We start from the raw sequence: 26,541 nt of genomic DNA on the forward strand, positions 1-26,541 counted from the left end.
AAAGCACCCGCTGCGGGTCGGGCACCGAAACATCTGCCGCTTTGGGCGGCTCGGGCAAGGTCCGACTCGGGTGGCGCTGACCGGTTGAGCGATGCGAAGCGTTTATTAAGGAGTGCTTCGCGGGTATCACCGGCTGAACCATCCAAACCGTCCCTGCCTCGTTCCAGGCGCTGGACATGCCGATCAACTGGCTCTCCAGCCCGGCCTTCAGGATTCGCCTCGCCGTATCCGGCATACCGCGCCCCGAAGTCCGTTGTTGCCGCTTGACTGTTTCCCCCGGCAGCAGTCAAACGACACCTGAATCTGCATCTACTGCATTGCTGCTTGGTGCAGGACATTTAGCGACGATCGTGCCAGGGACCTCAAAAGCCTTGTGGGTGCTGGGTCTGGCGACGGTCGGCCGAAATCAGACATGGCACTCGAAAAGGTGTTAGTAAAAGTTGTTTCAGAATGTTTCTGAGATCAAAGCGCGAAGTTCGCGTGTTGCGAGGTGTTCTGTGCGAAAGCGCACATAGCGTTCTACGCGGTATGCGGACTATGCGGAATGGCTAGAAGTGGCTTGCAGACTTGTTCTGCGGCCATATCGCGGAAGGTCGCACCGGGTGTGCTCGGGAAGAAAGGTGTGATAACCCACAGAGACGGAAATGTCTCAATCACGAGACGGGCATCGGGTTATGTAACAGGCCGCTGGCGCGGATTACCGGCCACGCAAAGGTTTGCCTGGTACGGTAAAGGGGGATGGGTTTTTGCGGATATCGGTCAGAAATGCCCGTCGATATTGAAGGCAGGTCAAAAATGCCGTGCGAAATCCGGGAGAAAACGGGGCGTCGTCGTGTTTCTCAAAGTTGAAACGAGTCGCGGATTGAGTGTCTCAAGAATCGTCGTTTGGACGCAAAGACGAATGCGCGCGGCGTGTGCGCAAACTACCGCGGACCGATGGTTGCAGACAAAACCCGGTATCCCGCATCGCTCCGCCGCAATGACATTACCGCTCGCCCCCCACGAGACTTATCGATAGACTTGTTCGCTGACCTTATACAGAGCAAAGCGTGCGCGCATCATTGTGAGAGCACGCAACATCAGGAGATTGGAAATGCGAACCAGTGCCCGAAACCAGTTTGAAGGCGAAGTGGTGGAACTCAAGCACGGTGCCGTGAACGACGAGGTCACGCTACGCACGCAGGACGGCCTCGAGATCGTCGCGGTCATCACGCATGGCAGTGCAACATCGCTTGGTCTCGCCCAGGGTAAGCCGGCAATCGCGCTGGTGAAGGCTTCATCGATCATCGTGATGGTGGATGTCAAGAGCAGCCAGGTGTCGGCGCGTAACTGCATTGCCGGGACGGTGTCTGCTGTCACCAAAGGCGCGGTTAATTCCGAAGTCGAGATTGCTGCACCGAACGGCGCGCAGATTGCTGCGATCATCACCAATGAAAGCGTCGACCGGTTGGGTCTCGCATCCGGTAAATCCGCTACCGCCATTTTCAAGGCGTCGAGCGTGATCGTAGGCGTCGAGCAATAACGAGGTGTCGAGGTGTTGAGCGATGGGGCCGCGCGTTGTCACAGCCGGCAGCCCCATCGCCTGTCTGATTACACCGCCTGAGCGCCGTCACTTGATAGGAAAGCTGCGCACATAACTGGTCCCGCCGGATGACGGCCCGCGGTCGACCGCATACAGGACATGATGCGCGGCATCGATCGCGACGCCGCGGGCATCCTGGAAGTCGTTGGCCATCACGCTGACCGTGCCGTCCGGGGCGATCGCGCAGAGGCCGTTCTTGTTGCATTTCGTATAGAGCCGACCCTCGCTATCCACGGTCATCAGATCGGGGCTATCTACGCGTGCAAACACGGTAGGCGTTACCGGCGCCGGAGAGCTCAGAAGCGCACCCAGGTTCGCCTTCACGATATTGCCGTTGGCCTGATCGGAGACAAACACGTTCCCCCCTGATACGGCAATCCCAACCGGTTTGCCGAGCCCTGTGAGCAGATCGCGTTCGGTTGCGGCGTGGGTCGCCTCGTCATAGGTCACCAGACTCAGGGCACCTTGCGGCGGGTTGCTGCCGGTCTTGATGAACCAGGTAGACAGGAGCTGGCCAGGCGCAAGTTCAACCAGTCCCAACCTGCGCCGGGCCGGGTTGGGTCCGCTTAGCGCCACGGCTGTGCCATTGCCGCTGACTTCGAATATCGCGCTCGCGGTGCCAAACCCGAACCGTTCGGCGAGCAAGGCGCCTGCCTGCGCGAAGGTGATCTGGCTGAGGCTTTTACCTTGGGCCACTCCAACCGGAATCGCTGCATATGGCGAGAATGCCCCTCCGTGCGAGGACAACACGCTGCTGGTGCGATCATCGGTGACGAAGAGCGCGCCATCGGCTGGCCGCACGGCAATCCCGTTTGGCAACGCATCGACGGCGGTTTTCTGCGCCTGGACAACGGTTTGAGGGGTACAGCAACCGGCCAGCGCTGCGACAAAGCTAAACGTTGCGATGACCGCTGCGGCGTTGCGCAGCCTGACAGGCGATGCAAGCATGTTTTCTCCAGAGGGCTTCAGCCTGATTAGACGGAAGACGCACAACTCGCGTTACACAAGGGCGCCGGGTTCAAGCTAAGGTACCAGCGACCGCCGACTGGCGCACGATCACTCGACACTCGTCAGCAGTTCGATACTGTCGAGCTGTGCCGCGCAGGTGTCGCGCACTATCGACACGAAATCTTCGAAGTAAGGACGGCCCGCTGTCCCCCTCGGCGCGATGGCGTAAAGCTCGCTCCATAGCCCGCTCGTGCCGACCCGTTTCGCCAGCACATAGTCGTGGTCGACGTAATTCTTCAAGCCCCAGTTCGGCAACGCTGCGATACCCCGGCGGCTCGCCACCAGTTGCATGATCGCAATGGTCAACTCGGCGGTGCGGCGTTCGAGCCGGATGCCGGCCGGCTCCAGCACCTCGCGGATCAGGTCGATGCGCGCTTCGGGAACCGGGTAAGTGATGAGGGTTTCGCCGCGCAGATCTTCAGCGGTCAGACGCCGCTTGCTGCGTAGACGGTGTTCATTGGCAAGCACTACCTGGATTTCAAACCTGAACAGCGGTGCGATGTCCAGATTGCGCCGGGTGGCCGGTTTTGATCCGATCACCACATCGGCTTTGCCCTCGCTCAAGAGCCGCATCGGATCTGCGTGAAATCCCGCCACAAGGTCAACCTCGACCTCCGGCCAGCGGCGCCGGAACTCATCCATTACCGGCATCAGCCAGTCAAAACACGTGTGGCATTCCAGCACGATGCGAAGCTCGCCGCGCACTTCTTCCTTCAGGCGAACCAGATCCCGTTCAGCGGCCGCTACTCCCGCCACCGTTTCGCGAGCGAGAGCCAGCAGCCGTTCGCCTGCCACCGTAAAGCGCAGACCTTGCCGGGTCCGCTCGAATAGCGATACCTCGTAGTGGGCTTCCATGTCGCGGATCTGGTGGGATAGGGCGGACTGACTGAGATTGACGCGCTCGGCGGCCGTGACGAGCTTGCCCGAATCGGCGATCGCGATCAGGGAGCGAAGATGGCGCAGTTCAAGCATGCTGCCGCCCGCGGTGGCCGTAAGGCGAGGTGTGCGTGATATGAATGTGGCTCATACGATAATGAAAAGATGTCGCTTGATGAATCATAGCGTGCCTCTCAAACTGTGCGCCATTCAGTCAAGGATCGGCAATGGCTCGCACCCACATACATGGTTTTCCGCGCATCGGCGCGCATCGCGAACTCAAGTTCGCCCAGGAGTCGTTCTGGCGCGGGGAGTCTGACGACGCGTACCTGCGCGGCGTCGCGCGGGAATTGCGCGCGCGTCACTGGGAGCAGCAACGTGCAGCAAAGCTGGACTTCGTGACGGTCGGCGATTTCGCGTACTACGACCCCATGCTGAATCTGACCGCACTGTTGGGCGCGCTGCCCGAGCGCTTCGAATTCGAGCCGGCGGCGTTGTCGTTGGCTCAGTACTACGAACTGGCGCGCGGTAACAAGGCGCAGCCGGCCATGGAAATGACCAAGTGGTTCGACACCAACTACCACTACCTCGTGCCGGAACTGGGACCGCAGACGACCTTTAACGGTGGCGTGAACTGGTTCTTCGAAGAGATCGATGAAGCGCTTGCGCTCGATCTGCCGGTTAAACCGGTGTTGATTGGGCCGATCACGTATCTGTGGCTGTCCAAGAGCCAGACGCCGGGATTCGACCGCTTGTCGCTGCTGCCGAAGCTCGTGATCCGCTACTTACGCATTCTTGATGAGTTGAAGCGGCGTGGTGTCGAGTGGGTACAGATCGACGAACCCGCGCTGTGTCTCGACCTCGACGCCGAGTGGCTCGAAGCGTTTTCAGCCGTGTATGACGTGCTGGGCGCCGCAGGCGTGAAGGTATTGCTGGCCACCTATTTCGACACCGCCGCCGATCACGCCGCGCTCGTCGCGAAGCTCCCGGTCCACGGCGTGCATATCGATCTGGTCAGGGCTCCGCAGCAACTCGACACGTGGCGCACGGTGCTGCCGAAGGACAAGGTGCTGTCGGTCGGTGTGATCGACGGACGCAATGTCTGGCGCGCCGCTTTGCGCGAAATCGTCGGATCGTTGCAGCAGTTGCATGACGAACGCGGCGACACGCTCTGGATTGCGCCGTCGTGTTCGCTGCAGCACGTCCCCGTTTCGCTCGCAGTGGAGAAGCGGCTCGATCCCGAGGTGAAGACGTGGTTAGCCTTTGCGACGGAAAAGCTCGCGGAAATCGGCACGCTTGCGCTGGCGCTACGTGATGAGGCCGCGGCCGAGCCTTCGCTTGCCGCCGCGGACAAGGCTCTCGCTGCGCGGCGCGCGTCGAAGGCGGTCACGAACGTGCTGGTGCAAAGAAAGATTGCGGCCGTGACAGAGGCGATGGCGAGCCGCAAGAGCCCGTTCGAAGCCCGCAGCCGCGTGCAGCGGCACGCCCTGAAGCTGCCGCTCCTGCCCACTACAACGATTGGTTCGTTCCCGCAGACGCCCGCGATCCGCCAGGCCCGCGCGGCTTATAAGCGCGGCGAATTGCGCGCGCTCGACTACCTCGAACGCATGCGCGCCGAAACGGCCACGGTGATGCGCAAGCAGGAGGAACTCGGACTCGATGTGCTGGTGCACGGTGAGGTAGAACGCAACGACCTGGTCGAGTTCTTCGCTGAGAAACTGTGGGGCTATGCGATCACCGAAAACGGCTGGGTGCAGAACTATGGTTCGCAGTGCGTGAAGCCGCCCATCATCTTCGGCGACGTATTTCGTCCCGAACCGATGATGGTGGATACCGCCTGCCACGCACAGTCCCTGACGGACCGTCTGGTGAAGGGCGTGCTCACAGGACCGGTGACGATGCTCGAATGGTCTTTCGTGCGCGACGACCAGCCGCGCTCGACAACTGCCTTGCAACTGGCATTGGTGATTCGCGACGAAGTGAACGACCTGGAACAGGCTGGCATCCGCATCATTCAGATCGACGAACCGGCGTTCCGCGAAGGCCTGCCGCTACGCAAGGCGGATTGGACCGCCTATCTGGAATGGGCGACGCAGGCGTTCAGGATCGCGTCGAGCGGGGTCTCGGATGCCACGCAGATTCACACGCATATGTGCTATTCGGAGTTCAACGACATCCTGCCGTCGATTGCGGCGCTGGACGCGGACGTCATCACGATTGAAACCTCGCGTTCCTCGATGGAACTGCTCGACGGCTTCGGCGAATTTGCCTATCCGAATGGAATTGGGCCCGGAGTCTATGACACGCATTCGCCGCGTGTGCCGAACGTGGACACGATGGAGCGCTTGCTCGAGCGCGCCTGCGAGGTGATTCCTGCCGAGCGTTTGTGGGTGAATCCGGACTGCGGTCTGAAGACGCGTGGCTGGCCGGAAACGGAGGCGGCCCTTAGAAACATGATCGCGGCAGCGCGATCCATGCGGAAGAAGCTCGAAGAAACGGCGCAGGGGGAGAAGCGGGAAAGCGCGAGCGAAGCAGCAGCCTGACGGCGCTGGCTGCAGGCTTGCTGCACGCGTGATGGCGTTTCCGCCATCACGCGATACTCACGTCAAACTCACATCCCCCAGCTCAGACCTCAGCGACGCGGCGACGGCGCAGGAAGTCGGAGATCGAGCTGACCACGTCCGGCTTACCCTTGTTACCGTCGATATACGGGCTCCACGGCTGCGCGCGCACAGTCGTCTTGGTGCGCCAGACTACGTTGAACTGACCATCGGCGCGCACTTCGCCGATCATCACCGGCTTGTGCAGGTGGTGGTTGCCGTCCATCTCGAGCGTGAAGCCCGACGGCGCCGCAAACTTCTGGCCGATCATCGCCACGCGCACCTTGTCGACATCGGTGCTCTTGGCCTTTTCGGCCGCCTGCTTCCACATATGGATACCGACGAAGGTCGCTTCCATCGGGTCGTTCGTGACGCGCTTGTCGCCGCCCGGCAGGTTGTTGTCCTTGACCCATTTGGCGAACATCGCCTTGAACTTGGTGTTCTCCGGATTACGCAGCGACATGAAGTAATTCCACGCAGCGAGGTTGCCCACCAGCGGCTTCGTATCGATACCGCGCAGTTCTTCTTCGCCCACCGAGAACGCCACTACCGGCACGTCCGTCGCTTTCAGGCCCTGGTTGCCCAGTTCCTTATAGAACGGCACATTCGAGTCACCGTTGACGGTCGAGATCACCGCGGTCTTGCCGCCCTGCGAGAAGGTCTTGATGTTGGCGACGATGGTCTGATAGTCGCTATGGCCGAACGGCGTGTAGACCTCCTGAATATCCGCTTCCTGAACGCCCTTCGATTTCAGGAACGCGCGCAGAATCTTGTTGGTCGTACGCGGGTACACATAGTCCGTGCCGAGCAGGAAGAAGCGCTTGGCGCCGCCGCCTTCTGCACTCATCAGATATTCGGTAGCAGGAATCGCCTGCTGGTTCGGTGCGGCGCCCGTGTAGAACACGTTGCGCGACATTTCTTCGCCTTCGTACTGCACGGGGTAGAAGAGCAGGCCGTTGAGTTCCTCGAACACCGGCAGCACCGACTTGCGTGACACCGAAGTCCAGCAGCCGAACACCACAGCACACTTGTCCTGCGTGATCAGCTGGCGTGCCTTCTCGGCGAACAGCGGCCAGTTCGAAGCCGGGTCCACGACTACCGGCTCGAGCTGGCGGCCATTGACGCCACCGCTTGCGTTGATCTGTGCGATCGTCATCAACGCGGTATCTTTCAGCGACGTTTCGGAGATCGCCATCGTGCCCGACAGTGAATGCAGAATGCCTACCTTGATCGGACCGGTGTCGCCTTGCGCGAACGCGGAAGGAATCCCGCCTGCGACCCCCGTCACACCCGCAACCCCTGCTGCCGATGCGACCTTCAGAAACTCACGCTTGTTCATTGATCGTCCTCTGCCATTTTGAAAGTTGGATATCGCCTTGAATACAAGGCGCAGTGCTTGAGCAACTTCCAAGCCAGGCGGGGGATGAGGAACGGGAGGCTTTGCCACGCTTGCGAGATCGTGAGGCGCTGTGTGACAGCGGTGCGCACGACGCGCCACGCTGGTGCGTCGTGCACGTATCCAGGGATGGCGAAGACGCTAGATCGTTTCGCGCGCACCGTAACGTTCGCGCGCGGTCTGCATCATATAGAGCGTGATGCGTTTGACCTCGGCCTGACTCTCCGCGATATGAGCACGGATCATCTGCTGGGCGTCCGACGCTTCGCCCGCAAAGATCGCCTTGAGAATCGCCGCGTGTTCCTTATAGGTTGCCGCCACGCGCGGTTTCTTGGTGAAGTCCAGCCGGCGGATGATGCGGATGCGTTCGGTGATGTCCTCGTGCATCCGAGCCATTTCGTTGTTGCCCACGGCGGCGACGAGACGTCCATGGAAGGTTTCGTCCAGCGCGGCGACGGTGGCGGGATCGTCAAGCTGCTTCTTCACGGGCACGCACCAGATCTCGCGCAGGGCGTCGAGCCGTGAGGTGGCGTCCAGCTCCACGAGCTTCGCGATTGCGGAAGTTTCCATCATGACGCGCACTTCGTAGAGGTCTTCGAAATACTTGAAGTCGAACGCGCGGACCTGCCAGCCGCTCTTGAAGTTGACATCCACATAGCCTTCGCGCTGCAGCCAGAACAGCGCCTGCCGGACCGGTGTGCGGCTGACCTGCATACGTGTTGCGATATCGCCTTCGCTGAACTTGTCGCCCGGCAGCAGGCGGAAGTCGAAGATATCGGCCTTCAGTTGCGTATAGATTTGCGCAGCAAGGTTGCTGGCGCTTTTCGCCGGCGCAGTCGGCGCGCTGTTGTCCACCATCAGTATTTCCAGGTGCGTGAGGGGATGCGGCTAGCTTGTTCCAACGGCAGCGGAAGATCGCGAGCTTGGATCATGATACGCGGCTTGCGATGGAATGTTTGGACGATTCCGGCGCGCAATGAGAGAAGCTAACGCGCGAGCCAGGCAGCCCAGCCGCCGAATGCCGTGATGTCCTGCGCATCCTGCAGGGCGTAAGGCTCGCAGATGAAACCCTTCACCTGTCTGCCGTCCGCGAGCGTTACAGTGCCGATGCCAAGTGGTGCAGGGACGCCAGCGACGAAAGAACCAAATGCAGTCGCCGGCACGTCCCAGAGTTCCAGCTGAATCGGTGCGCCGCTTTCGGAACGGAGTAGCCCTGGTTTCGGCGGAGTCGTGTTTGCGAGCGAGAAGAGACGATAGTTGCTCGCGGTCGTCGTGCTCTCCGCGAAGCTTGCGCCACGACTCGTCAGTTCATGGTTGAGCGGCATGCCACGCAAATGGGCACCGACGACGGCGACGCGAATGGTGTCGCTCGCCGCGCTGCGTTTTGCCTCAGGCGCTGGTTGCGCGGCACCGGACTGCGCAGCCTGCGGCATCCCAGTCGCTCCACGCGGCAGCCCGGTGGCCCGATGCCATTGCGCCGCGAAGTCAGCCAGCGCCCGTTCCCGCCACGCCTCGCCAATGAAGGTAATCCCAAACGGCAGTCCGTCTTCGCGGAAGTTTGCCGGCGCGGCCACTGCGCTCCAGTCGAGCAGATTGACAAAGTTGGTGTACTTGCCGAGATTGCTGTTCAGACGCACCGGATCCGCCAGCAGTTCGGCGATCCTGTAGTGGGCCGGGGCAGTCGGCACGACGAGGGCGTCGAACTGCGCCAGCATCGCATCGGCGCGGCGTTTGAGATCGGCGAGACGGTAGATCGATTCGAAGGTGTCGGTGGCGGAGAATTCCTTGGCCTTGAAGATGATGTCGCGCACAACCGGGTGAATGTCGGCTTCGTTCGAGCCAGCAAAGTCGCGAATCGCCGCATAGCGTTCCGCTACCCATGCGCCGTCATACAGCAGCGCAGTGACATCGTCGAAGAGCGAAAAATCGAGCGGCACGCAGATCGCGCCGCGCGCTTCAAGGTGCGCCACGGCGGCATTGAAGGCTTGCGCGGACAGTTCATCGCCGAAGAATTCCGGCTGTGACGGGACCGCAAAACGCGGCGCGGCGGGAACGCGCCACTGAAGCGCGGAGGCGGGCGCTTCGCGGGACAGACCGTCGGCCAGATCGAGTGAGGCGGCCAGGTCATACACGAGCGCGGCGTCGTCGAAAGTGGTCGCGAAGACCGACACGCAGTCGAGCGTGCGGCATGCCGGCACCACGCCTCTATTGCTGAACGCGCCACGAGTAGGTTTGATTCCGACGATATTGTTGAGGCCCGCAGGGACGCGTCCCGAGCCGGCCGTATCCGTGCCCAGCGAGAAAGGGACGATGCCGCGCGCAACCACCGAGGCTGACCCCGAACTCGAGCCACCCGAGATGTACTCGGCGTCGAAGCTGTTGGCCGGGATGCCGTAAGGGGAGCGCACGCCCACGAGGCCGGTCGCGAACTGATCGAGATTGGTTTTACCAATGACGATTGCGCCGGCATCGGTCAGCCGCTGCACGACCGTCGCGCTGCGCTCTGGCGTATAGGCGAAGGCGGGGCAGGCGGCTGTGGTCTCGAAGCCGGCGGCGTCGATATTGTCTTTCGCGGCGAATGGCACGCCATAGAGCGGCAGCTTCGTCAGATCGCCACCGACCGCGGTTAGCCTGGCCTCGAGGCCCGCGAGCTGCGCGTCGAGCACTGCTTGCGTCACGGTCGATATCCATGCGGGGTCATCTTCGGGCGTCAGTCCGCGGACCAGTTCGCCAAGCAACTGGGCGGGCGTCGCACCGTCCCGATACGCTTCCTGCCAATCCGAAATTGTCCATCCGCGCATCTCGTATTCCCTCTTGTGTACAAGTTCAGGGAAATTGTACTCAAGACTCATGCCAACCGCGCGGGAAGGCTGTCGCGCCTTTTCAGGGCAGGGCGATACAGGCATGTACGCCGCGCCCGAGCCGTTCTCGGATGCACCCGTCTGGCGCGAAACGCCCGATCGTTGGGCGTCAGAACCGCGCTGGTGCGATGTTGCAATGACGCGTCGATTGGCGGGAATTATTCCGGTCCCCGTTAGATTCACAAGTAGAATGCGCGCAAACGACTCGTGGAAGCTGGTGCAAATCCAGCGCGGTCGCGCCACTGTGACCGGTTTCAGTCCGAACCGGAAGTCAGACCTCGGCGTCGTTGTCTACTATTCAACTGTGGGGCGCGCTATCCCCAGGATTCCAATAATGAAGCTTCGTCATCTCATCATCAGCTCCGCGCTGACGGTTACCGCTTGCCAGGTCGCCCACGCCGACGACTCGTCGTCGACCCAGGATCAGGCCGTCGCGCAAACCACGCTACCGAATATCCTCGTCACCGGCGACACGCAGCATCTGCCGCAATCGTTCGATCAGCGATATGCCACGACCCAGGTTCTGACTCGCGCAGATCTCGACCGTCTTTCGCCCATTGACCCAAGCATCACGCAGGCGCTTGCTACACTGCCCGGTGTGACCATTGCGCAGAACGGCGGCCCAGGTTCGCTTGCGTCCGTCAGCATCCGTGGCTCGGCGGGAAATCAGGTGGCCGTGTTTATCGACGGTATCCGGGTCGGTTCCGCGACCAGCGGTCAGGCCGAATGGGCTGATCTGCCGACCTCCGCATTCGACCGCGTGGAGGTGATCTCCGGTCCGGCAGCCGCTTCGTTCGGCGCCGATGCGATGGGTGGCGTGATCCAGCTCTTCACGAACCACGCTTCCAATCAGCCCAATCAGACCACGGTGTCGGTGGGCGGCGGGTCGAACAAGACCTTCGATACGCAGGTCCGCACATCGGGCTCGGTCCCGTCCACCGGCGCGCTGTCGGCGTTGAGCGGGCTGACCTACTCGCTCGGCTTGCATGACTACAACACGGCGGGGATCGATGCGACGCAGCCGGTTGTCTTCGGTCACGAAGACGGCCGTAACCCGTACCATGCGCAGGACGTGGATGGACGCCTGGGTTACGCGCACAACAACTGGTCGCTCTCCACGTTCTTCCTGTATCACCGCTCGGATCTCTCCTACGATGACGCGGGCGGCGACGACCGGCAGGCCGATTATCAGCTGACGACGGGCGCCGCGTTCCATCTGGATATCACGCCGTTCACGCAGCTCGATCAGTCGGTCGGCTACGCCACGGACCGCGAGTTCCTGTATACGAATACGCCGGGCATCCCATCCGATGAGATCGACTCGACGCGCCTGAGCACGTCGACCTCGCTGACGCATCAGGAGCGTGGGCCCGCGCTGTTCAACCTGCCGCTGTCCGGCGAGACCAAGCTTGCCTACGACTTCTCGCGCGAGCAGGCCTTCCTGCCGTACGACATTCCGTCGGGTGTGCCGACGCGCGACGATTCAGCGGTTTCGCTGCATCAGTCGGCGACGCTCGGCCCGTTGACCGTGTTCCTGGCAGGCCGTCACGAGATCATCGAGGGGCAGTCGGTCAATACCGGCAACGTTGCCTTGTCTTATGCGATTACGCCGGTTTATACGGCGCGCGTTTCGTATGGCAATGCGTTCCGTCTGCCGACCTTCGACGACCTGTACTATCCGGGCTACGGGAACCCAAACCTTCTGCCGGAGCGCAGCGATACGGTTGAGGCGGCGCTGGATGCCACCACGTCGTTCGGGACCTTCACGGCGGCGGTGTACGACACGCGCGTTCACAACCTGATCGAATACGACTCGTTGACCTTCCTGCCGGTGAACGTCGGACGCGCGCATATTCAGGGCATCGACCTGTCGTACAAGGGCATCATCGGCAAATCGACGCCGGTGAGCCTCTCGGTCGGTTTCCTGAATCCGCAGGACGTCACGGATCAGACCTGGCTTAACCGCCGCCCGCGTCAGACGTTCAGCCTGAACATCGATCACATGTGGGACGAGTTCCACCTGCACGCACTGAGCACGGGCATCTCCGTGCTGTACGGTGGATCGACCTTCGACGATCAGGCCAACTCGATTTATCTGCCATCCTATACAACGGTGGGCCTGCGCGCTGCGTACAAGGTCAACTCGCATCTCACCGTGTCCGCCAATCTGTCGAATCTGTTCAACCGGCAGTACGTAACCGCGTACGGCTACAACACGTTGGGCCGGACGGCGTTCGGCAAGCTGGCTTACACGTTCTAAGGCAGCGTTCCAGGCGGTGTTTTAGGCGGTGGCGCCGCGCTTCGGCCGGCGGACGGCTCGCAGCTTGCCGCTGCGTCCGCCGCCGCAGAAGAACTGCTCGGCTCCGTCGGACTCCAGCCCGGACACGTGGACGCCGGGCGGCATTTCGAGACTCTCCACGACTTCGCCGCTACGTGGATCGACGTGTCGTAGCTCGCTTTCGTTATCGTCCCATGTGGCGTGCCAAAGCTCTCCGTCAACCCACGTCACACCGGTGACGAAGCGGTTCGATTCGATGCTGCGAAGAACCTTCCCGGTTTCGGGGTCGATCTGAAGAATCTTCCGATCCCGATACTGCCCCACCCACAGCGACCCTTCGGCCCACGTGAGTCCTGCGGCATCGTCGCCGCCAGGAGCCGGGATCGAGGCGAGCACGCGGCCGGTTTGCGGATCGATCTTCTGGATGTGATGATCGGCGATCTGGTACAGGTACTGGCCGTCGAAGGCCGTGCCTGCGTGCGCGGCGACATCGAGCGAGCGCAGCGTCTTGCCGCTCTGCGGATCGAGCACGTTCAGCTTGTCTCCGCTGGCAAACCAGACGTGCTCACCATCATAGGTGACGCCATGCACGCCATCGATACCCGGAAATGGGCCGTATTCATTGACGATTTCTGCTGTTGCACGCTTCATGGCGTCTCCCTGGCTGGTCACCTGTCGATTCCATCATAATCAACCGGTAGCGGCGCGGGGAGTAACAATGTCGTCGTGAATCCCGGCAGGGCCGGGGTCATCCAGCGACGCGCCCGTCCACGTCCAAACGACTGCACCTTGCCGGCGGCCGCCAGCGAGTCGAGCGTCCGCTGTACGGTGCGCTGGCTGGCGCCAAGCACAAGCGCGAGCGCCGAGCTCGACCACGACTCACCGTCGGCGAGCAGGGCGAGTACCACCGCATGTCCTTCTTCGACGGGTCGCGCCAACACCACGATTTCTCGCGCCCGCTGCGGCGCCAGTGCAAAACCGGCTCTCGTTGCATTCACGCTCGCCAGCGTTCCGAGCAATGTGCGAAGCCGTCCGATTTCGACGCGCAGGCGTACGCGATGCGATTCGTCGGGATGCCGGGTGCGGAATGCCTGCGAGATCAGCGTGTCCCGTGGCACGTCGGACGGCCACGCTTCGGCGAGCGCGCGTGCAAGCGCGAACAACACGGGACGCCTTGCGAGCGAAACGACGCTGTCCGCTTCGCGCACGGCATAGTGGCATGCATCGACGATGAGCGTGTCGGATGCCAGTAAGGCTTCGACTTCGGCAAGCAGAAGAGGGCGTTCCTCGCCACATGCAATTAACCTTGCGGCGGGCGCGTTCAATACGAAGAATGCGTTTTCGACCTCGGCCTTCAACGCAGGGATGCCCGCGCGGTGCGCGGCGTATTCGGCCTGTTTGAGCGCGGCAAGGGCCGTTTGCGTGTGCAGGCGGCGCATTGCTATACCTGCGACGACCAGTTCGTGAGCGGCCCTGAGTCCGGGCGGAAAGGGCGTGGGGTCAAGTTCGGTGAGTGCGTGCTCAGCCTCGTCAAGACGCCCAATCAGTAGCAGACGCCGCATCTCGAGATACCGCGCATACGCCGCATTAGCCCGGTCGCCGCTCGCTTCGAGCGTCGCCCGCGCGGCGTCGAGCGCCTTGGTGGGCCAGGCGAGGTCACGCGAGGCGAGCGCGATCTCGGCTTCGGCGACCACACATCGAGCCCGGGATACAGCCTCTCCTGCACCGAAGGCGCGTGCTGCACTGCGCACCAGCGCCCTGGCTCGCACGAAATCGCCGAGTTGCGCCATCGCGATGCCGCGCAGCGCACGTGCGGGCGCGTCGTCGCGCAATGCGATCCGCTTCAGCGCGCCGAGCGGGTCGCCGGCCGCGAGCGCATGCGCCGCGGCCGTGACTGGCGAGTCCATCGGCTGCTCTAATCGCGTCACACTTGTCACTCCCCCTCCTGCGGTGCCCGGGACTAATCTAGCACGACACCCAAGCCTCTCAGCGGATTTGGGAACGGAACAAACGACACAGGACACCTAAGGAGCGAATCATGACGACGACACATGCAACCGGGACACGCGAAGAATGGCTGGCGGCGCGGCTCAAATTGCTCGCGGCGGAGAAGGAGTTCACGCGCCGCGGCGACGAGCTGGTGCAGCAACGCCAGGCCCTGCCCTGGGTGCGGATCGACAAGGCGTACCGGTTCGAGACCGAGCACGGCAGCGTATCGCTGGCGGAGCTTTTCAGTGGACGCTCGCAGCTTCTCGTTTATCACTTCATGTTCGGGCCGGACTATAAGGCTGGGTGCCCGTCGTGTTCGTCGATTGCGGATGGGTTCGACGGCATCGCCGTTCACCTCGCGAACCATGACGTCACGCTCACCGCTGTGTCGCGGGCGCCGCTGGAGAAGCTGCTGGCCTACCGGCGGCGCATGGGATGGACGTTTCCGTGGGCGTCCTCGGCCGGGAGCGATTTCAACTTCGACTTCAATATTTCGTTCACCGAGGCGCAACAGCGTGATGGCGAAGTCGAATACAACTACCTGCGTGGCCGGCATGCGATGGATGCGACACCGGCACCTGAGCCCGTTGTCCAGTTTGCAGCTAACTGCGGGACCGACGCGCAAACGTACGCGCGCGACCGGCCTGGAATGAGCGCTTTCATACTCGAGGATGGCGCCGTGTATCACACGTACTCCACCTATGCGCGCGGCGTGGACGGCATCTGGGGCATGTACCAGTGGCTCGACCGTGCGCCGAAGGGGCGCAACGAGACGGGCGTCTGGTGGAAGCGCCATGATGAGTACGCCAGGGGTTGAGCCCAGTCATGAGTGACGTTCGCGCAACCGGTCAGCGGACACCGCGTGGGGCGTTCTTGCGCCACGCGGTTTTCCAACGCGCCGGCTTCACTTTTTACGGCATCTGCGCGCTGCTGTTTGCAGCAAGCGCGACGGTGACGCTCATGTGGTGCGCGTCGATGTCGGCGATGGGCGGGATGCCGATGCCAGGCGGCTGGACGATGTCGATGGCGTGGCTGCCGATGTGCGGACAGACGTGGCCCGGTGTCGCGGCATCGTTCCTCGGCATGTGGCTCGTGATGATGGTCGCGATGATGCTGCCATCGCTTGCGCCCGCGTTGTGGCGCTATCGTGAGGCGTTGGCCGGGGCAGGTCAGATGCAGCCTGACCGGCTCACCCTACTGGCGGGCGCGGGGTATTTCTTTGTCTGGGCCTTCTTGGGGCTGGCTGCTTTTGCGGTGGGCGCCGCGCTGTCGGTGCTGGAGATGCAGCTGTCGGTGTTGGCGCGCGCCGTTCCGGTCGTGGCCGGTATGGTCGTGCTCGGAGCGGGGGCACTTCAGTTCACTAGCTGGAAGGTCCGTCACCTTGGCTGCTGCCGTGAAGCTCCGGGGTACTGTGACTGCGAACTGCCAACGGATGCCGGCGCAGCGTGGCGATACGGCCTGCGCCTTGGGCTTCATTGCAGCTACTGCTGCGCTGGCCTGACGTCGATCCTGCTCGTTGCCGGGGTCATGAATGTTTGGGTGATGGCTGGAGTAACAGCGGCTATCACTGTAGAGCGTCTCGCGCCATTCAGCGAAGATGTCGCGCGCGGGATCGGCGTTGTGATTGTCAGCGTGGGCGTGGCTCTGGTCGGGCGAGCCGTAGGGTTGGGATGATCGGAAAGGCCGGGGTTTGAACCGGCTCGTCACTTGATATCGCCGCGCACACGGCCACGATTGCCCGCCGCCGTGTGCGTCTATATCAAGTCGCCGATGCGCTCAGCGTCGTGTTGTACGTGGTGCCCGTGATCACCACATTATTCAGCGTAATACCGCTGACATTGCTTACGAAGATCGGACCCGGCGCCGCCGACGCAGACGTCGAAGGCGTCGTCGGGGCCGCGCCCGTGCACACCGGCGAGCCGAGATTGCAGTTCGAGATCGTGACGCCGCTGATCGGACTCACGGTCGGCACCGGTAGCGGACCGTTGTAGTCGACCGCCTCTGGGCCCTGCATGACGATCGCCTGGAAGCACGAGTTCGACCCGGCGACGAAGCCCGAAGGCATTGAGTACGATACCGCCCCCGACACATCGCTCGCGTTCACGTTCGTGATGTTGATGTTGCTGATCACCGACGGAGTCCAGCGTACCGCATCGCCGGACGGGCTGTAATCGCAGTCGAACGTAATCAGGCCGCCTTGACCCGTGGACGGGTTCGTCGCGAGACCGGTCGTTCCGGTACCGGTGATCTTGCTGATGGCGGTGCCGAGCGCGCCACCGCCATATTTGCCGGCCAGGTTCACCCCATTGGGCAGCGTTACACCGTTGATCCAGACGTTTTTGATGTATCCGCCGCGGTTCATGTTGGTCTTGAACCGCAGTGCGATGTTCAGCGGATTGCTCGCCCAGTTCTCGTTCTGCATCGTCAGATTGCGCGCGTAGACGTTCTGCACGCCCGCGCTCAATTCGCTGCCGATCGTCAGGCCTCCGTGGCCACTCTGCATCGTGCAGTTCTGCACGACGATGTTCTGCATCGGACCGTACTCGGTGTCGAGGTACTTGCCGGACTTCATTGCAATGCAGTCGTCGCCGGTGTTGAACTGAACGTTCTGTACGAGCACGTAGTTGCACGCGTCCGGATCGAAGCCGTCGTTGTTCGGGCCAACGCTGTCGGCAAACACGCCGTCGATCACGACGTTTATGCAATCGGTCGGGTGGTGCTGCCAGAACGGCGTGTTCTGCGTGTGGTAGTTCTGCAGGAGCACGTTCGTGCACCCAATGAACTCGATCATGCATGGACGCAGAAAGTGTCCGTTGCCGAAGATGCGGTCCTCGAACGGCACGCGCAGCTCGGACAGCGCGGGCAGATAGTTCTGGTCCTGGTTCCAGCCCGTGCCTGTGAGCAGGTCCATCAGCGAACCCGTCACACCGTACTGATTCGTAAAGGAGACATTTGCCTGCGGGTTCTTGATCTGGGAAGCGGGCAGGCTCGTCAGTGGGACGTTGTTCGGATTCGCATAAGCCTGCGATGGCGTCGATGAACCCGCACAGCCATACGTGTTGCTGCTGCCCTTGTAGGTCCACCAGCACGAGGTCGGCGGCTGATTGCTCAGTTGTATCGGCGTCATCGCCTGACCGTTCAGCACGCAGGTGTTGTCGTCGGCGGTCAGTGCAATGTTGGTCTGGCGGAACGCATAGATCGGCGAGCCGAAATTCAGACAGTCGTTCGCCTGCCAGCGCGTGTGGTACAGATTGCCGTTCGCCGTCCTGTACGGACCGCTCTTCGCGTAATCCGCCGGGTTAGGGCTGAAATAGATCGTGCAGCCCGACTCCAGATGGAAGTTCACGTGGCTCAGGAGCACGATCGGACCGCCGCAATACCAGTTACCGGCCGGCACCACCACGCGGCCGCCGCCGGCACGATTCGCGTCCATGATCGCGGCATTGAACGCGGCACACGAGTCGTGCTGGGTGCCCGTGTAGTCGCACGGCACCATCACGTCCGAGCCGGGGCTTTGCAGGTCGCTGGTCGGATGCGCCGTCTGCTCCGTGCCGCCGGTCACCCAGGGAATCTTGCCGCCCGGCCACGCGGTCGACGAAATCAGCGCGGAGGCGGGCAGCGTGCGCGCACCGTAGCTCATCACGTGAAAGTCTGCGCGGGAGAACATCTCGGGCCTGATATAGGCGAGCCTCCTGATGATGGCCGTGGCCTCGCCGGCTGGGCCCCAGATTGGGTCGGACGCGAACGGGTGACCGGGTTGTGGCGGAGGCTGGTCTCCGGGACCTGAAGGAAACGGAAACATGGAATCTGCCGCTACCGCTGCGCGGCCGGTCGCGAGAAAGGTTGCACCTGCGGATACTCCGGCAAAGGCCATAAACGCGCGCCGGCCAGGCGAGGCGGGCGCGTTGTTGTGGGGTGCGGGGAGCGGAGTATCGTCTTTGTCATGCGCTGCCATTTGATTCATCTCCTTTTGTCTTACCGATAAGTGGTCATCCATTCGTCTTCCAGGGAGCGACGTGGCGACGCTCGTGCGCGGCGGAATGCATAGACGCAGTGACGAGATCGGGCAGGACCTTCTGATGGGATCCTTACTGCTATTGTTGTAAGACGATGTGAGAATTGTCAATCAAATGTGACCTGGTAGTGGTACTGATAGCGCAAGTTGGCGGGCATGCCTGAAAGATGCCTTACAACGCGGCGAGGGACGCACCGTGGCGGCAAGCCTCAACCGCGGAGCGCCACAGTAACCACCACGAGAGCCGAGAAGACCAGCGCCGGGGCGAGATGCCCGAACGACTCGCGGTTTCGCACCAACGTGAAGAGCACGGCGATCAAAATCGCCCCGGCCAGCATCAGACCCAGGACTCTGGTTTGTTGTCCAAACAGAAGTGCCGCGCACAACAGCTCAAGAGCGCCACAGAGCAAATGAAACCATGCGGGGTAACCCCAGCGCGCGAAGTCGCGCTTCACCGCGCCGCGTCCCGCGAGGTTGACCACCCCGGCGACCGCGAACAGAACCGCTACGATCATCGCGAGAATCGACTCGAAAGATGCACTGTTCCACGCCATGGTCATGCCCCGTTGACTTGCTGAAAGTGCCTTTGTGCAGAGAGATCCGCAATCAGGCCGGGGCCGCGGGGCGTCCACGCAAGAACTCGCCGGGCATGCTGGCCGCTTACTGTCTGATCGAGTGCCAGTGCGTCAGCGAACGGTCCCAGCGATTGGCGAGCATCGTCGAGCGGCCAGGGTTCGACGCGATCAGCGCCGACCGAGGCCCGAATTGCTTCACCTATTTCGGCAAGGGCAACGGCATCTTCCGTGACCACGTTGAAGATCTGTCCCATGACTTGTGCGTCCCCGCGCGCCGCCCGCTCCATCGCGCTCAGATAGGCCGTGGCGAGATCATCGACGTGAACGGCAGGCCAGTGGTTGCGACCATCGCCTACGATCCTCACACTGCCAGTTTGACGGGCCATGCCGGCAAGCATGCCAAACACGCCGCCACCGTAGCCATGCACCATCGCCGGCCTGAGGATCACTGCAGCAATCGAGCGGCTTGCTGCTAGCGCCTGCACCTGTTGCTCCACTGCGGGCCGCCAGGCGATGAGTGGCGTCGGATTCAGCGCCGATGCTTCAGTCGCGGGCTCCCCCTCCGTATTGCCGTAGACCCAGGTGCCCGACGTATAAACAAATGCCGCACCCGGATGCAGATGCGAAAGCATCGCGACAGCCGCGGCCTCATCAGCAGCGCCGGCGGAAGCATCGTTGGTCGACGCGGTGTGCACCACGCCATCAGCGGCACCGGCAATCGCGGCGAAAGACTGTGGCTCGCGCAGGTCGCCGGAATGCAGTGTCACGCCGAGATGTGCCAGTTTGCTGGCGGCCGCCGAACTGTCCTTGCGAACCAACGCCGTCACCTGATGGCCGAGGTTGATAGCCTTGCGCGCGACCGCTTGCCCGATGAAGCCGGTACCACCTGTAATGAACAGTTTCAAAGCGTTCTCCCATGTTTGGCTGCGAGTTGAATCGTCGTACAAACGAGACTAATCAGTCTCGTTTCCGCAAATCCAAACGAGACTGACCAGTCTTGTCAACTACTCGATGATCTGCTATTTATCTCGCATGGACACTTCTTCTCTCCCCGACCTGAGCCCGCTGCAACGCCGTAAGCGATTCGCCATCCTCGACGGTGCAAAAACCGTTTTTTTAAGCCAAGGTTTCGGCCTGGCAACGATGGACGATGTCGCCTCGGCCGCCGGCGTCGGCAAACAGACGGTCTACCGCCACTTCAAGTCGAAGGAGGCGCTCTTCGTTGGTCTGGTCGGCGAGATGTGCGCTCAGGTGGGCGCGTTGCTTGCCAGCGCTCAGGGCGAGCAAACCGATGGCGCACCCGAAGTTGAGTTGCGCGAGTTGGGATGGTTGCTGGCACGAGGTCTTATTACGCCGGATAATTTGCGGCTTTACCGGGCCATCGTTGCTGAGGCCGAGCGTCTTCCGGAACTTGGCCAGGTGTTTTACGAAAATGGTGCAAAGGTCGTGCGTGCCTTCGCCGCAAAAATTCTGCGCAAGCGATTTGACGAATCGACTGCTGCCTTGCGGTCAGCGACATTCGTTCAGTTGGTGCTTGGCGACGCGTATCTGGAACTGTCAATTGGCTACGCGGTGCCCGATGTTGAAGCACGCTTTGCGCTGCAGATCGACGAGGCGGTAGCGGCTGCACTTCGCTAAGGAGCACCGCATAAGATGTCGGGTCGCTGCATGCGGAACGCAACAGCGTGTAGCGCGGGAAGCAGGGCGGTGCCTGTTGGTTTACTGAATCAATTCATCACGCCCCTGGCGTGGCACCTTATCCTGCGATCGCTGTGCTTACTTCGTCACCGCGCCTGCGTTGCGCGCGGTCCGGCTCCCCGAGACTGTCTACCGTCCACGTTTCGGGCAGCCAGGCGACCGTCTGGAAGCTGCGGAAGTCGGCGCCCTGACGGTCATCGGTGAAGCGCAGCTCAATGCGGCCATGCTCACGGCGGATGAAATCGCGCACCGCGTCCATGCCGACGCCGCGTCCCGACACTTCGCTCACCGTCTGCGCGGTGGAGAAGCCCGGACGGAAGATGAAGGCGGCGATGGTCTCGTCGCTCGCCGCTTCGTCAATGCTGAGCCATCCGCGTTCAATTGCCGCGCGGCGGATCTTCGCCAGCGCGAGGCCGCGTCCGTCGTCGCTGACCGTGATCTGCAGGGCGTGGTCGTCAACGCCCATCTCCAGTGCGATCGTGCCCGGCGCCGGTTTGCCTGCGGCGATGCGCTCGTCCGCCGGCTCAATGCCGTGGTCGACGCAGTTGCGCAGCAAATGCGTGAAGACATCGCACAGCACACCGCACGCCTGGCTGCGGACCCGGTAGCCGTTGTCGTCGATCCGCACGTGCGGCACTTCCTTGCCGAGCTCCTTCGCGAGCGACGGCAGCGAGCCGAGTACGCCGCCGAGCGCTTCGCCGAGCGTCTCAGTACCGAGCAGCCGAAGCGTGCGGTGCATCGACTCACGCATCTCCAGCAGCGCCTGCGGATCCGATGCATCCGCCCCCTCGAGCATTTCGAGGTGTTGCTGGATCAGCGCGATGTCGACCATCAGGTAGCGCTCGGCGCTGCTCGCGGCCTTGCCGCCCTTGCGGCCGAGGCTCACTTCGTTGATCGTCGCGTACGCTTCGAGCGCGGCCTTCACGTGCCCGAGGTCGGCGATCAGCGCCTGCTGGTCCCAAATGTGATCGCCTTGCGCCGTGCGCAGCGCGTCATAGCGCTGCTCGGCGTCGTGCACGACGCTCGTGAGGTGCTGGAAGCTGTAGGTGCGTGCATTGCCCTTCACCGTATGCATGTTGCGGAACAGCTTCGCGACCGCGTCCAGATCGGGCCTGTCATGCTCACGGATGATGCGTTCGTTTTCGTGGATAAAGCCGATCGAGCTTTCCACGAACTGGTGAAACTTCTCTTCGCTCACCGCAAGGATCTCGCCGATCATTTCGAGGCGGCGGCGCTGCTCGCCGGCTTCGGCGGCAAGCGCACGCAGCTCGGTTACGTCGCGCACGCACAGCATCAGGCGCACGACGATGTCGTTTTCGCCGATGATCGCCGACCAGCTCAGGTCGAGAATTTTCACGCGGCCATCGGCCATCGTCTTCGAGATTTCGTTGACAAGCAGATGCTCGTTGAACGCGAAGTTCATGCTGTCTTCGCCGAGGCACGCGTCGAGCGCGGCCTCGATCTGCGCACGCGCATCGCTGCCCACGTCGGTGTTGTCGAACACGAGATCGAGCAGCGGCTGCCCCGCAATGTCGGTCGTCTCGAGAATTGCTTCGAGGTACGCCGAGTATTCCGGATGCACGATGCCGCCGTCGACGACGGTCAAAATGCCTTGTTGCATGTTCTGCAGCATCGCCTGGATGTCGGCGGTTTTCTGTTTCAGCTGGAGCGAGCTCTGCTGGATCTCCTCGACCATGGCGGCGAGGCGCTCACGCATGAACTCAAGCCCGACCATCAGGCTCGTGCCATCGCCAGGGCGCGTGCGGATGGCCGTCGAGAGGTCACCAGCGGCAATGCGGGCAGTGAGGGCAGCGGCAACCCGCGGCTCTCCGCCGAGCTGGCGCAGGATGCCTCTGGCGATCACGAGCGAGACGATGAGCGCGATGAGCGACGCGAACAGGATGAAACCCGCTACCGTGAGGATCGTGTGGTGATACGCGGCCTGCGCGGCGGCGCCCTCCCTCGCGGCCGCGGCATCGTTGCCCGCCACAATGGCCTCCAGTTCGCGATCAAGCGCGGCGCGGGTTTGTGCTGCCGCCCCCATGATCTGCTGCGAGGCATCCGCCTGATTGCCGTCGGCCAGCGCGGCACGGATCTTCGCGTCGATAGCAATGTAGTGTTCGAAGAAATCGGCCACGCGTCGGACGCGCGCCACGTCATCGCCCGAAGCGAGCGCGCGATAGCCAGCGAGCGCGTTACGGAACATGCCGATGCCGGCGTCGGTCATGTCTGTGCCGTGCTTTATGTCTAGCGGCGTATTCGCCCCGACGGCGAGAAATTCGCCCAGCGCGATCTCGCGCGTGCTCGCGGCCATCTGCAGGCTGCTGCGCACCGCGGGTAGCTGGATTCCCTGCAGCGCTGATACCCGGCTGTTACCTGCGTGCATCTCGATAATGGCCACCACGCCCAGCAAGACGATCAGCACGACCATGGCCGCTGATCCCGCGAGCAGTTGCGTCAATACATCCAGCCGGTTGAATTCGCGCCTCATGATCATTACCAGTCCTTACCGATGACCTGTAGTAACGGCGCGCCCACCTGCTTCCACAGGCGGGAAAACCCCTGGGTATGCTCAAACGACGATGGATCAATCTCGCGTGTGGCGCGAATATGGACTCCAGATTGAAAGCCCGTCCGACCGTTGTGAGCCCATCCGGACCTGACTAACGAAAGCCGTAGACCAGGACTTTTTTCCCCTCAAAACTTTCCTGCACACCTTGCTGGCAATATGACGGACACGTTACTACGCCGTCCGCGCTCGCACCTGAGACAGTGATCGCCCTGTAGACAACCGACTCGATGAGCGTGCCGTCAGCAGCCACGACGATGTTCAGGTCAGTTTCGACGCCGGCCGGAACGCCTCCGCCGGGGGTATAGACGATTTTCATGGTGCCGGTGCAATCGGAGTTCACCGTGTAGGTGCCGGTCTGGTTCGGATTGAATGTGGTCTCACCCCCTTTCGGCAGCCCGCCAATAACCCCGAAGTCGGTGCGCGAAAAATTGCCCGCGCCGTCGAACGTCACCAGCGCGACGTCATCAAGGATCGATGGGGCAGCGTAAGGGTGCACCGTACCATCGGCGCCTATCAGTCCAAGAATCTCTCCGTGACCGATAAACCCGAACGCTCCCTTTAGCGTTGCGTTCGAGCAAACGCCGCCGGGGCCGCCGGCCTGCGCGGCACCGCTGAGCGAGAGAAGTGCAACGGCGGTTGCCGACAAAATGCTTAAATGCTTGATCTTCATGGCCATCTCCTTGTCGCCAAATCAGGCGCGTAACGTCGCGGCGGGCAGGAGCCTGTTTGCCGGCCGGATGCGGCGTCCAATTCAAACCAATGAAATTAAAGATTGCTGGAGTAATACCTGGCTGCTGCCGTTTGCGGAAACGCGCGATAAGACAACGAGGGGCTGTCGATGCGGTCGGCTGTTCCCGCTGGGGATGCGAGAAAGCCGCGGCGTTGGTCTAAGTAATTAAATGGCGAAATGCCCCACCAGGCGGTCGTTTTTCGCTCGGTGTCGGCAGGCACGTGCAGAAGGGGTGCACGAAAGTCCGCGCAATTGTGACTTCGTGAGTCAGCTACGTTTTAAAGTCGCATAGCAAAAGGTAGCGTAATCCACAATATTCACAGATGCCAGATGAACATCGGACAAAAGGCAGGCATATTCAGAATCGCGCGGCGCGAATAACGCGCTATCGCTGGGAGCAAATGACTGCGAAGGCCTCGTAGGTCGGCCAGCAAGTAGAGCCGTCGATACTGTGTCGCAGCGTCACTGGCGTACTAAGCTTAAGACGGGATCGAACGCACAAACAAAGCTCGATAACGCCGTCGGCTTTTCCAGTCGTACATAACGGATGCCACGGCAACGGCGCCGACTCAACGGCATCAATCGTTGAAGGCATCCGGAGCGCCACCTGATGGAGGGAAACGTGAAAGATTCGCCATACTGGCCCGAGGGCCTTGCGCATCACCTGTCATCGCCGCAGCCTTCGCTGTACGGAAACCTCGAAACCTCTGCCAGCCGATATCCCGGGAAGACGGCGCTTCACTACTACGGCGGGACGTTGAGTTATGCGCAATTGCGGCAAGAAGTAGAGGCGCTGGCCGGCTTTCTGCAGTGTCAGTGCGCCGTCGCGCGTGGCGATCGCGTCGCACTGTATATGCAGAACAGCCCGCAATACGTGATCGGCTACTATGCAATCTTGCGAGCCAATGCAGTGGTTGTGCCGGTGAATCCGATGAACACGACCGCCGAACTTCGGCAGATTATTGAGGACTGCGGCGCCAAGGTCGTTCTGCTGGGTGAAGAACTCTACGAGAATGCCCAGCCTCTTCTTGGCGGCGCGATCAGCCACGCGATTGTGGCGCGCTATTCCGACTATCTTGCTGACAACACCGACCTGCCGCTGCCAGTCGTGCTGACTGAAACCGTCCCCGAACTCGATATCTACTCCGAGCACTCTGTAGCTATTGCGCCGAACGTGGTGCGTTGGCGTGCCGCGCTTGCGGCCGCTCAGCAGCCGTCGCCGTACGTGGCATCGCCCGAGGACCTTGCGGTGATCCCCTACACGTCGGGCACCACGGGCGCGCCGAAAGGATGCATGCACACCAATCGTAGCGCAACGCATGTCGTCGCGGCCTCTGCGCAATGGTGTCATGTGTCTCCTGACTCGGCGATCTTGTGCGCGATGCCGATGTTTCATGTTACCGGCATGCAGCAATGCATGAACGTGGCGATCTCTCTCGGTTCGACCATGGTTGTGATGACCCGATGGGACAGTCGATGTGCCGCTCTCCTGATCGAGCGCTATCGCGTAGGGCTCTGGATTGCGATATCGACGATGATGGTTGACTTTATGAGCCTGCCCGATCTTGATCGTTTCGACTTGAGTTCCATCGAGCGTCTGGCAGGCGGTGGCGCCGCCATGCCGAACGCACTGGCACAGCGCATCGAAGCTCGCTTGGGCGTCCCCTACATGGAGGGCTACGGATTGTCCGAGACCATCTCAGCGACTCACATCAATCCACCGCAGCGATGCAAGCTGCAGTGTCTGGGCATACCGATACAGGATACCGAATCAATTGTGGTTGATCCCATCACGCTCGAAGTGCTCGGTCCGCGGGAAACGGGCGAGATTCTGATCAGCGGTCCGCAGGTGTTCACCGGTTACTGGGGACGCCCCGACGCCACGCGCGACGCCTTCGTCGAGGTTTCGGGCATACGTTATCTGCGTACTGGCGATCTCGGCTATATCGACGAGGACGGATATTTCTTCTTCGTCGACCGGTTGAAGCGAATGATAAATGTGTCTGGCTATAAGGTATGGCCCGCGGAAGTCGAGACTTTGTTGTTTGCGCACCCTGCGGTTCAGGAAGCATGTGTCGTAGCAACAACAGACGCGCGCAAGGGTGAGGCGGTGAAGGCATTCGTGGTCGTGCGGGCCGGCGCTGATGTATCAGCAAAGCAGATCACTGAATGGGCACGTGAGCATATGGCTGCGTATAAGGTACCCCAGATCGTCGAATTCGTCGCTGGGCTACCCCGAACGGGCAGCGGAAAGGTTCAGTGGCGACTGCTGCAGGAGCGGGAAAATGCGTCCGCCTTGGTCGCCAGCCAAGGTGACTGACGGGCAATGTCGTCTGCTTCGAGGGACCGAAGGGCGCAGAC

Annotated in this window: 19 protein-coding genes and 1 riboswitch; of the genes, 7 read left to right on the forward strand and 12 right to left on the reverse strand. The window is 61.8% G+C overall.

What is annotated here, in order from left to right; translation table 11 throughout:
- Window positions 1-1,093: 1,093 nt before the first annotated feature.
- Window positions 1,094-1,522: a TOBE domain-containing protein gene (locus P3T17_RS33905; protein ID WP_429411259.1), complete on the forward strand. Its 429-nt coding sequence runs from the start codon at window positions 1,094-1,096 to the stop codon at window positions 1,520-1,522.
- A gap of 87 nt (window positions 1,523-1,609) precedes the next feature.
- Here P3T17_RS33905 and P3T17_RS33910 read toward each other — a convergent pair whose 3' ends face one another.
- Complete coding sequence (locus P3T17_RS33910) at window positions 1,610-2,530, reverse strand: hypothetical protein (protein ID WP_429411261.1); 921 nt, start codon at window positions 2,528-2,530, stop codon at window positions 1,610-1,612.
- A gap of 108 nt (window positions 2,531-2,638) precedes the next feature.
- Entirely contained in the window at window positions 2,639-3,562 is a 924-nt protein-coding gene (locus tag P3T17_RS33915; RefSeq protein WP_429411263.1) for a LysR family transcriptional regulator, read from the reverse strand.
- A gap of 131 nt (window positions 3,563-3,693) precedes the next feature.
- Here P3T17_RS33915 and metE point away from each other — a divergent pair, with 131 nt between their 5' ends.
- Window positions 3,694-6,009, forward strand: a complete 2,316-nt coding sequence (gene metE, locus P3T17_RS33920; RefSeq protein ID WP_429411265.1) for a 5-methyltetrahydropteroyltriglutamate--homocysteine S-methyltransferase — start codon at window positions 3,694-3,696, stop codon at window positions 6,007-6,009.
- An 82-nt stretch (window positions 6,010-6,091) separates the two neighbouring features.
- Here the strand turns inward: metE and urtA are convergent, their stop codons facing one another.
- The 3 genes from urtA to atzF all read right to left on the reverse strand — a co-directional run bounded on the left by urtA (window position 6,092) and on the right by atzF (window position 10,263).
- On the reverse strand, window positions 6,092-7,405 hold the full coding sequence (urtA, locus tag P3T17_RS33925; RefSeq protein WP_074265723.1) for an urea ABC transporter substrate-binding protein: 1,314 nt from the start codon (window positions 7,403-7,405) through the stop codon (window positions 6,092-6,094).
- Between the two features lie 198 nt (window positions 7,406-7,603).
- The gene (locus tag P3T17_RS33930) at window positions 7,604-8,320 is read right to left on the reverse strand and encodes a GntR family transcriptional regulator (protein ID WP_429411267.1); all 717 of its coding nucleotides are present in this window, start codon (window positions 8,318-8,320) and stop codon (window positions 7,604-7,606) included.
- Between the two features lie 128 nt (window positions 8,321-8,448).
- Window positions 8,449-10,263: an allophanate hydrolase gene (atzF, locus tag P3T17_RS33935; RefSeq protein ID WP_429411269.1), complete on the reverse strand. Its 1,815-nt coding sequence runs from the start codon at window positions 10,261-10,263 to the stop codon at window positions 8,449-8,451.
- A 259-nt stretch (window positions 10,264-10,522) separates the two neighbouring features.
- Window positions 10,523-10,612, forward strand: a riboswitch (adenosylcobalamin (AdoCbl) riboswitch).
- Between the two features lie 45 nt (window positions 10,613-10,657).
- Here atzF and P3T17_RS33940 point away from each other — a divergent pair.
- Window positions 10,658-12,583, forward strand: coding sequence for a TonB-dependent receptor domain-containing protein (locus P3T17_RS33940; protein ID WP_429411271.1), 1,926 nt, complete (start codon window positions 10,658-10,660; stop codon window positions 12,581-12,583).
- Window positions 12,584-12,604: 21 nt separating this feature from the next.
- On the opposite strand, the gene P3T17_RS33945 is transcribed toward P3T17_RS33940, so the two are convergent.
- Both P3T17_RS33945 and P3T17_RS33950 read right to left on the reverse strand, forming a co-directional pair.
- On the reverse strand, window positions 12,605-13,252 hold the full coding sequence (locus P3T17_RS33945) for a DUF5074 domain-containing protein (RefSeq protein ID WP_429411273.1): 648 nt from the start codon (window positions 13,250-13,252) through the stop codon (window positions 12,605-12,607).
- A gap of 17 nt (window positions 13,253-13,269) precedes the next feature.
- Window positions 13,270-14,508 (reverse strand): helix-turn-helix domain-containing protein, encoded by a 1,239-nt coding sequence (locus tag P3T17_RS33950; protein WP_429411275.1) that lies wholly within the window; start codon window positions 14,506-14,508, stop codon window positions 13,270-13,272.
- A 131-nt stretch (window positions 14,509-14,639) separates the two neighbouring features.
- On the opposite strand from P3T17_RS33950, the gene P3T17_RS33955 reads away from it, so the two are divergent.
- Together P3T17_RS33955 and P3T17_RS33960 are read left to right on the forward strand one after the other, a co-directional pair.
- Window positions 14,640-15,407, forward strand: coding sequence for a DUF899 domain-containing protein (locus P3T17_RS33955; RefSeq protein ID WP_429411278.1), 768 nt, complete (start codon window positions 14,640-14,642; stop codon window positions 15,405-15,407).
- An 8-nt stretch (window positions 15,408-15,415) separates the two neighbouring features.
- Window positions 15,416-16,264, forward strand: coding sequence for a DUF2182 domain-containing protein (locus P3T17_RS33960; RefSeq protein WP_429411280.1), 849 nt, complete (start codon window positions 15,416-15,418; stop codon window positions 16,262-16,264).
- Window positions 16,265-16,349: 85 nt separating this feature from the next.
- Here the strand turns inward: P3T17_RS33960 and P3T17_RS33965 are convergent, their stop codons facing one another.
- The 3 genes from P3T17_RS33965 to P3T17_RS33975 form a co-directional block, all read right to left on the reverse strand.
- Window positions 16,350-18,545 (reverse strand): glycoside hydrolase family 28 protein, encoded by a 2,196-nt coding sequence (locus P3T17_RS33965; protein ID WP_429411282.1) that lies wholly within the window; start codon window positions 18,543-18,545, stop codon window positions 16,350-16,352.
- A 269-nt stretch (window positions 18,546-18,814) separates the two neighbouring features.
- Entirely contained in the window at window positions 18,815-19,159 is a 345-nt protein-coding gene (locus P3T17_RS33970) for a DoxX family protein (RefSeq protein WP_074265714.1), read from the reverse strand.
- Window positions 19,160-19,161: 2 nt separating this feature from the next.
- Window positions 19,162-20,085, reverse strand: coding sequence for an NAD-dependent epimerase/dehydratase family protein (locus tag P3T17_RS33975; protein ID WP_429411284.1), 924 nt, complete (start codon window positions 20,083-20,085; stop codon window positions 19,162-19,164).
- Window positions 20,086-20,212: 127 nt separating this feature from the next.
- Between P3T17_RS33975 and P3T17_RS33980 the strand changes: the two genes are divergently transcribed.
- Complete coding sequence (locus P3T17_RS33980) at window positions 20,213-20,818, forward strand: TetR/AcrR family transcriptional regulator (protein WP_429411286.1); 606 nt, start codon at window positions 20,213-20,215, stop codon at window positions 20,816-20,818.
- A gap of 118 nt (window positions 20,819-20,936) precedes the next feature.
- On the opposite strand, the gene P3T17_RS33985 is transcribed toward P3T17_RS33980, so the two are convergent.
- Both P3T17_RS33985 and P3T17_RS33990 read right to left on the reverse strand, forming a co-directional pair.
- Window positions 20,937-23,369 carry an ATP-binding protein gene (locus P3T17_RS33985; protein WP_429411288.1) on the reverse strand — a complete coding sequence of 811 codons (2,433 nt, stop codon included), beginning with the start codon at window positions 23,367-23,369 and terminating at the stop codon, window positions 20,937-20,939.
- 172 nt (window positions 23,370-23,541) lie between these two features.
- Complete coding sequence (locus tag P3T17_RS33990; RefSeq protein WP_074265710.1) at window positions 23,542-24,120, reverse strand: hypothetical protein; 579 nt, start codon at window positions 24,118-24,120, stop codon at window positions 23,542-23,544.
- 670 nt (window positions 24,121-24,790) lie between these two features.
- Between P3T17_RS33990 and P3T17_RS33995 the strand changes: the two genes are divergently transcribed.
- Window positions 24,791-26,500, forward strand: coding sequence for a long-chain-fatty-acid--CoA ligase (locus P3T17_RS33995; protein WP_429411291.1), 1,710 nt, complete (start codon window positions 24,791-24,793; stop codon window positions 26,498-26,500).
- Window positions 26,501-26,541: the final 41 nt, after the last annotated feature.

Source organism: Paraburkholderia sp. GAS82 (assembly GCF_050436285.1).
In the GTDB taxonomy this organism is placed as follows: Bacteria; Pseudomonadota; Gammaproteobacteria; order Burkholderiales; family Burkholderiaceae; genus Paraburkholderia; species Paraburkholderia phenazinium_B.

Excerpts from the sequence above, each read along its gene's own strand:
- P3T17_RS33990 (WP_074265710.1), bottom strand. The coding sequence starts at position 24,120 with ATGAAGATCAAGCATTTAAGCATTTTGTCGGCAACCGCCGTTGCACTT.
- P3T17_RS33905 (WP_429411259.1), top strand. The coding sequence starts at position 1,094 with ATGCGAACCAGTGCCCGAAACCAGTTTGAAGGCGAAGTGGTGGAACTC.
- P3T17_RS33960 (WP_429411280.1), top strand. The coding sequence starts at position 15,416 with ATGAGTGACGTTCGCGCAACCGGTCAGCGGACACCGCGTGGGGCGTTC.
- P3T17_RS33950 (WP_429411275.1), bottom strand. The coding sequence starts at position 14,508 with ATGGACTCGCCAGTCACGGCCGCGGCGCATGCGCTCGCGGCCGGCGAC.
- P3T17_RS33965 (WP_429411282.1), bottom strand. The coding sequence starts at position 18,545 with ATGGCAGCGCATGACAAAGACGATACTCCGCTCCCCGCACCCCACAAC.
- metE (WP_429411265.1), top strand. The coding sequence starts at position 3,694 with ATGGCTCGCACCCACATACATGGTTTTCCGCGCATCGGCGCGCATCGC.
- P3T17_RS33910 (WP_429411261.1), bottom strand. The coding sequence starts at position 2,530 with ATGCTTGCATCGCCTGTCAGGCTGCGCAACGCCGCAGCGGTCATCGCA.
- urtA (WP_074265723.1), bottom strand. The coding sequence starts at position 7,405 with ATGAACAAGCGTGAGTTTCTGAAGGTCGCATCGGCAGCAGGGGTTGCG.
- P3T17_RS33955 (WP_429411278.1), top strand. The coding sequence starts at position 14,640 with ATGACGACGACACATGCAACCGGGACACGCGAAGAATGGCTGGCGGCG.
- P3T17_RS33980 (WP_429411286.1), top strand. The coding sequence starts at position 20,213 with ATGGACACTTCTTCTCTCCCCGACCTGAGCCCGCTGCAACGCCGTAAG.
- P3T17_RS33915 (WP_429411263.1), bottom strand. The coding sequence starts at position 3,562 with ATGCTTGAACTGCGCCATCTTCGCTCCCTGATCGCGATCGCCGATTCG.
- P3T17_RS33930 (WP_429411267.1), bottom strand. The coding sequence starts at position 8,320 with ATGGTGGACAACAGCGCGCCGACTGCGCCGGCGAAAAGCGCCAGCAAC.
- atzF (WP_429411269.1), bottom strand. The coding sequence starts at position 10,263 with ATGCGCGGATGGACAATTTCGGATTGGCAGGAAGCGTATCGGGACGGT.
- P3T17_RS33985 (WP_429411288.1), bottom strand. The coding sequence starts at position 23,369 with ATGAGGCGCGAATTCAACCGGCTGGATGTATTGACGCAACTGCTCGCG.
- P3T17_RS33945 (WP_429411273.1), bottom strand. The coding sequence starts at position 13,252 with ATGAAGCGTGCAACAGCAGAAATCGTCAATGAATACGGCCCATTTCCG.
- P3T17_RS33940 (WP_429411271.1), top strand. The coding sequence starts at position 10,658 with ATGAAGCTTCGTCATCTCATCATCAGCTCCGCGCTGACGGTTACCGCT.
- P3T17_RS33995 (WP_429411291.1), top strand. The coding sequence starts at position 24,791 with ATGGAGGGAAACGTGAAAGATTCGCCATACTGGCCCGAGGGCCTTGCG.
- P3T17_RS33970 (WP_074265714.1), bottom strand. The coding sequence starts at position 19,159 with ATGGCGTGGAACAGTGCATCTTTCGAGTCGATTCTCGCGATGATCGTA.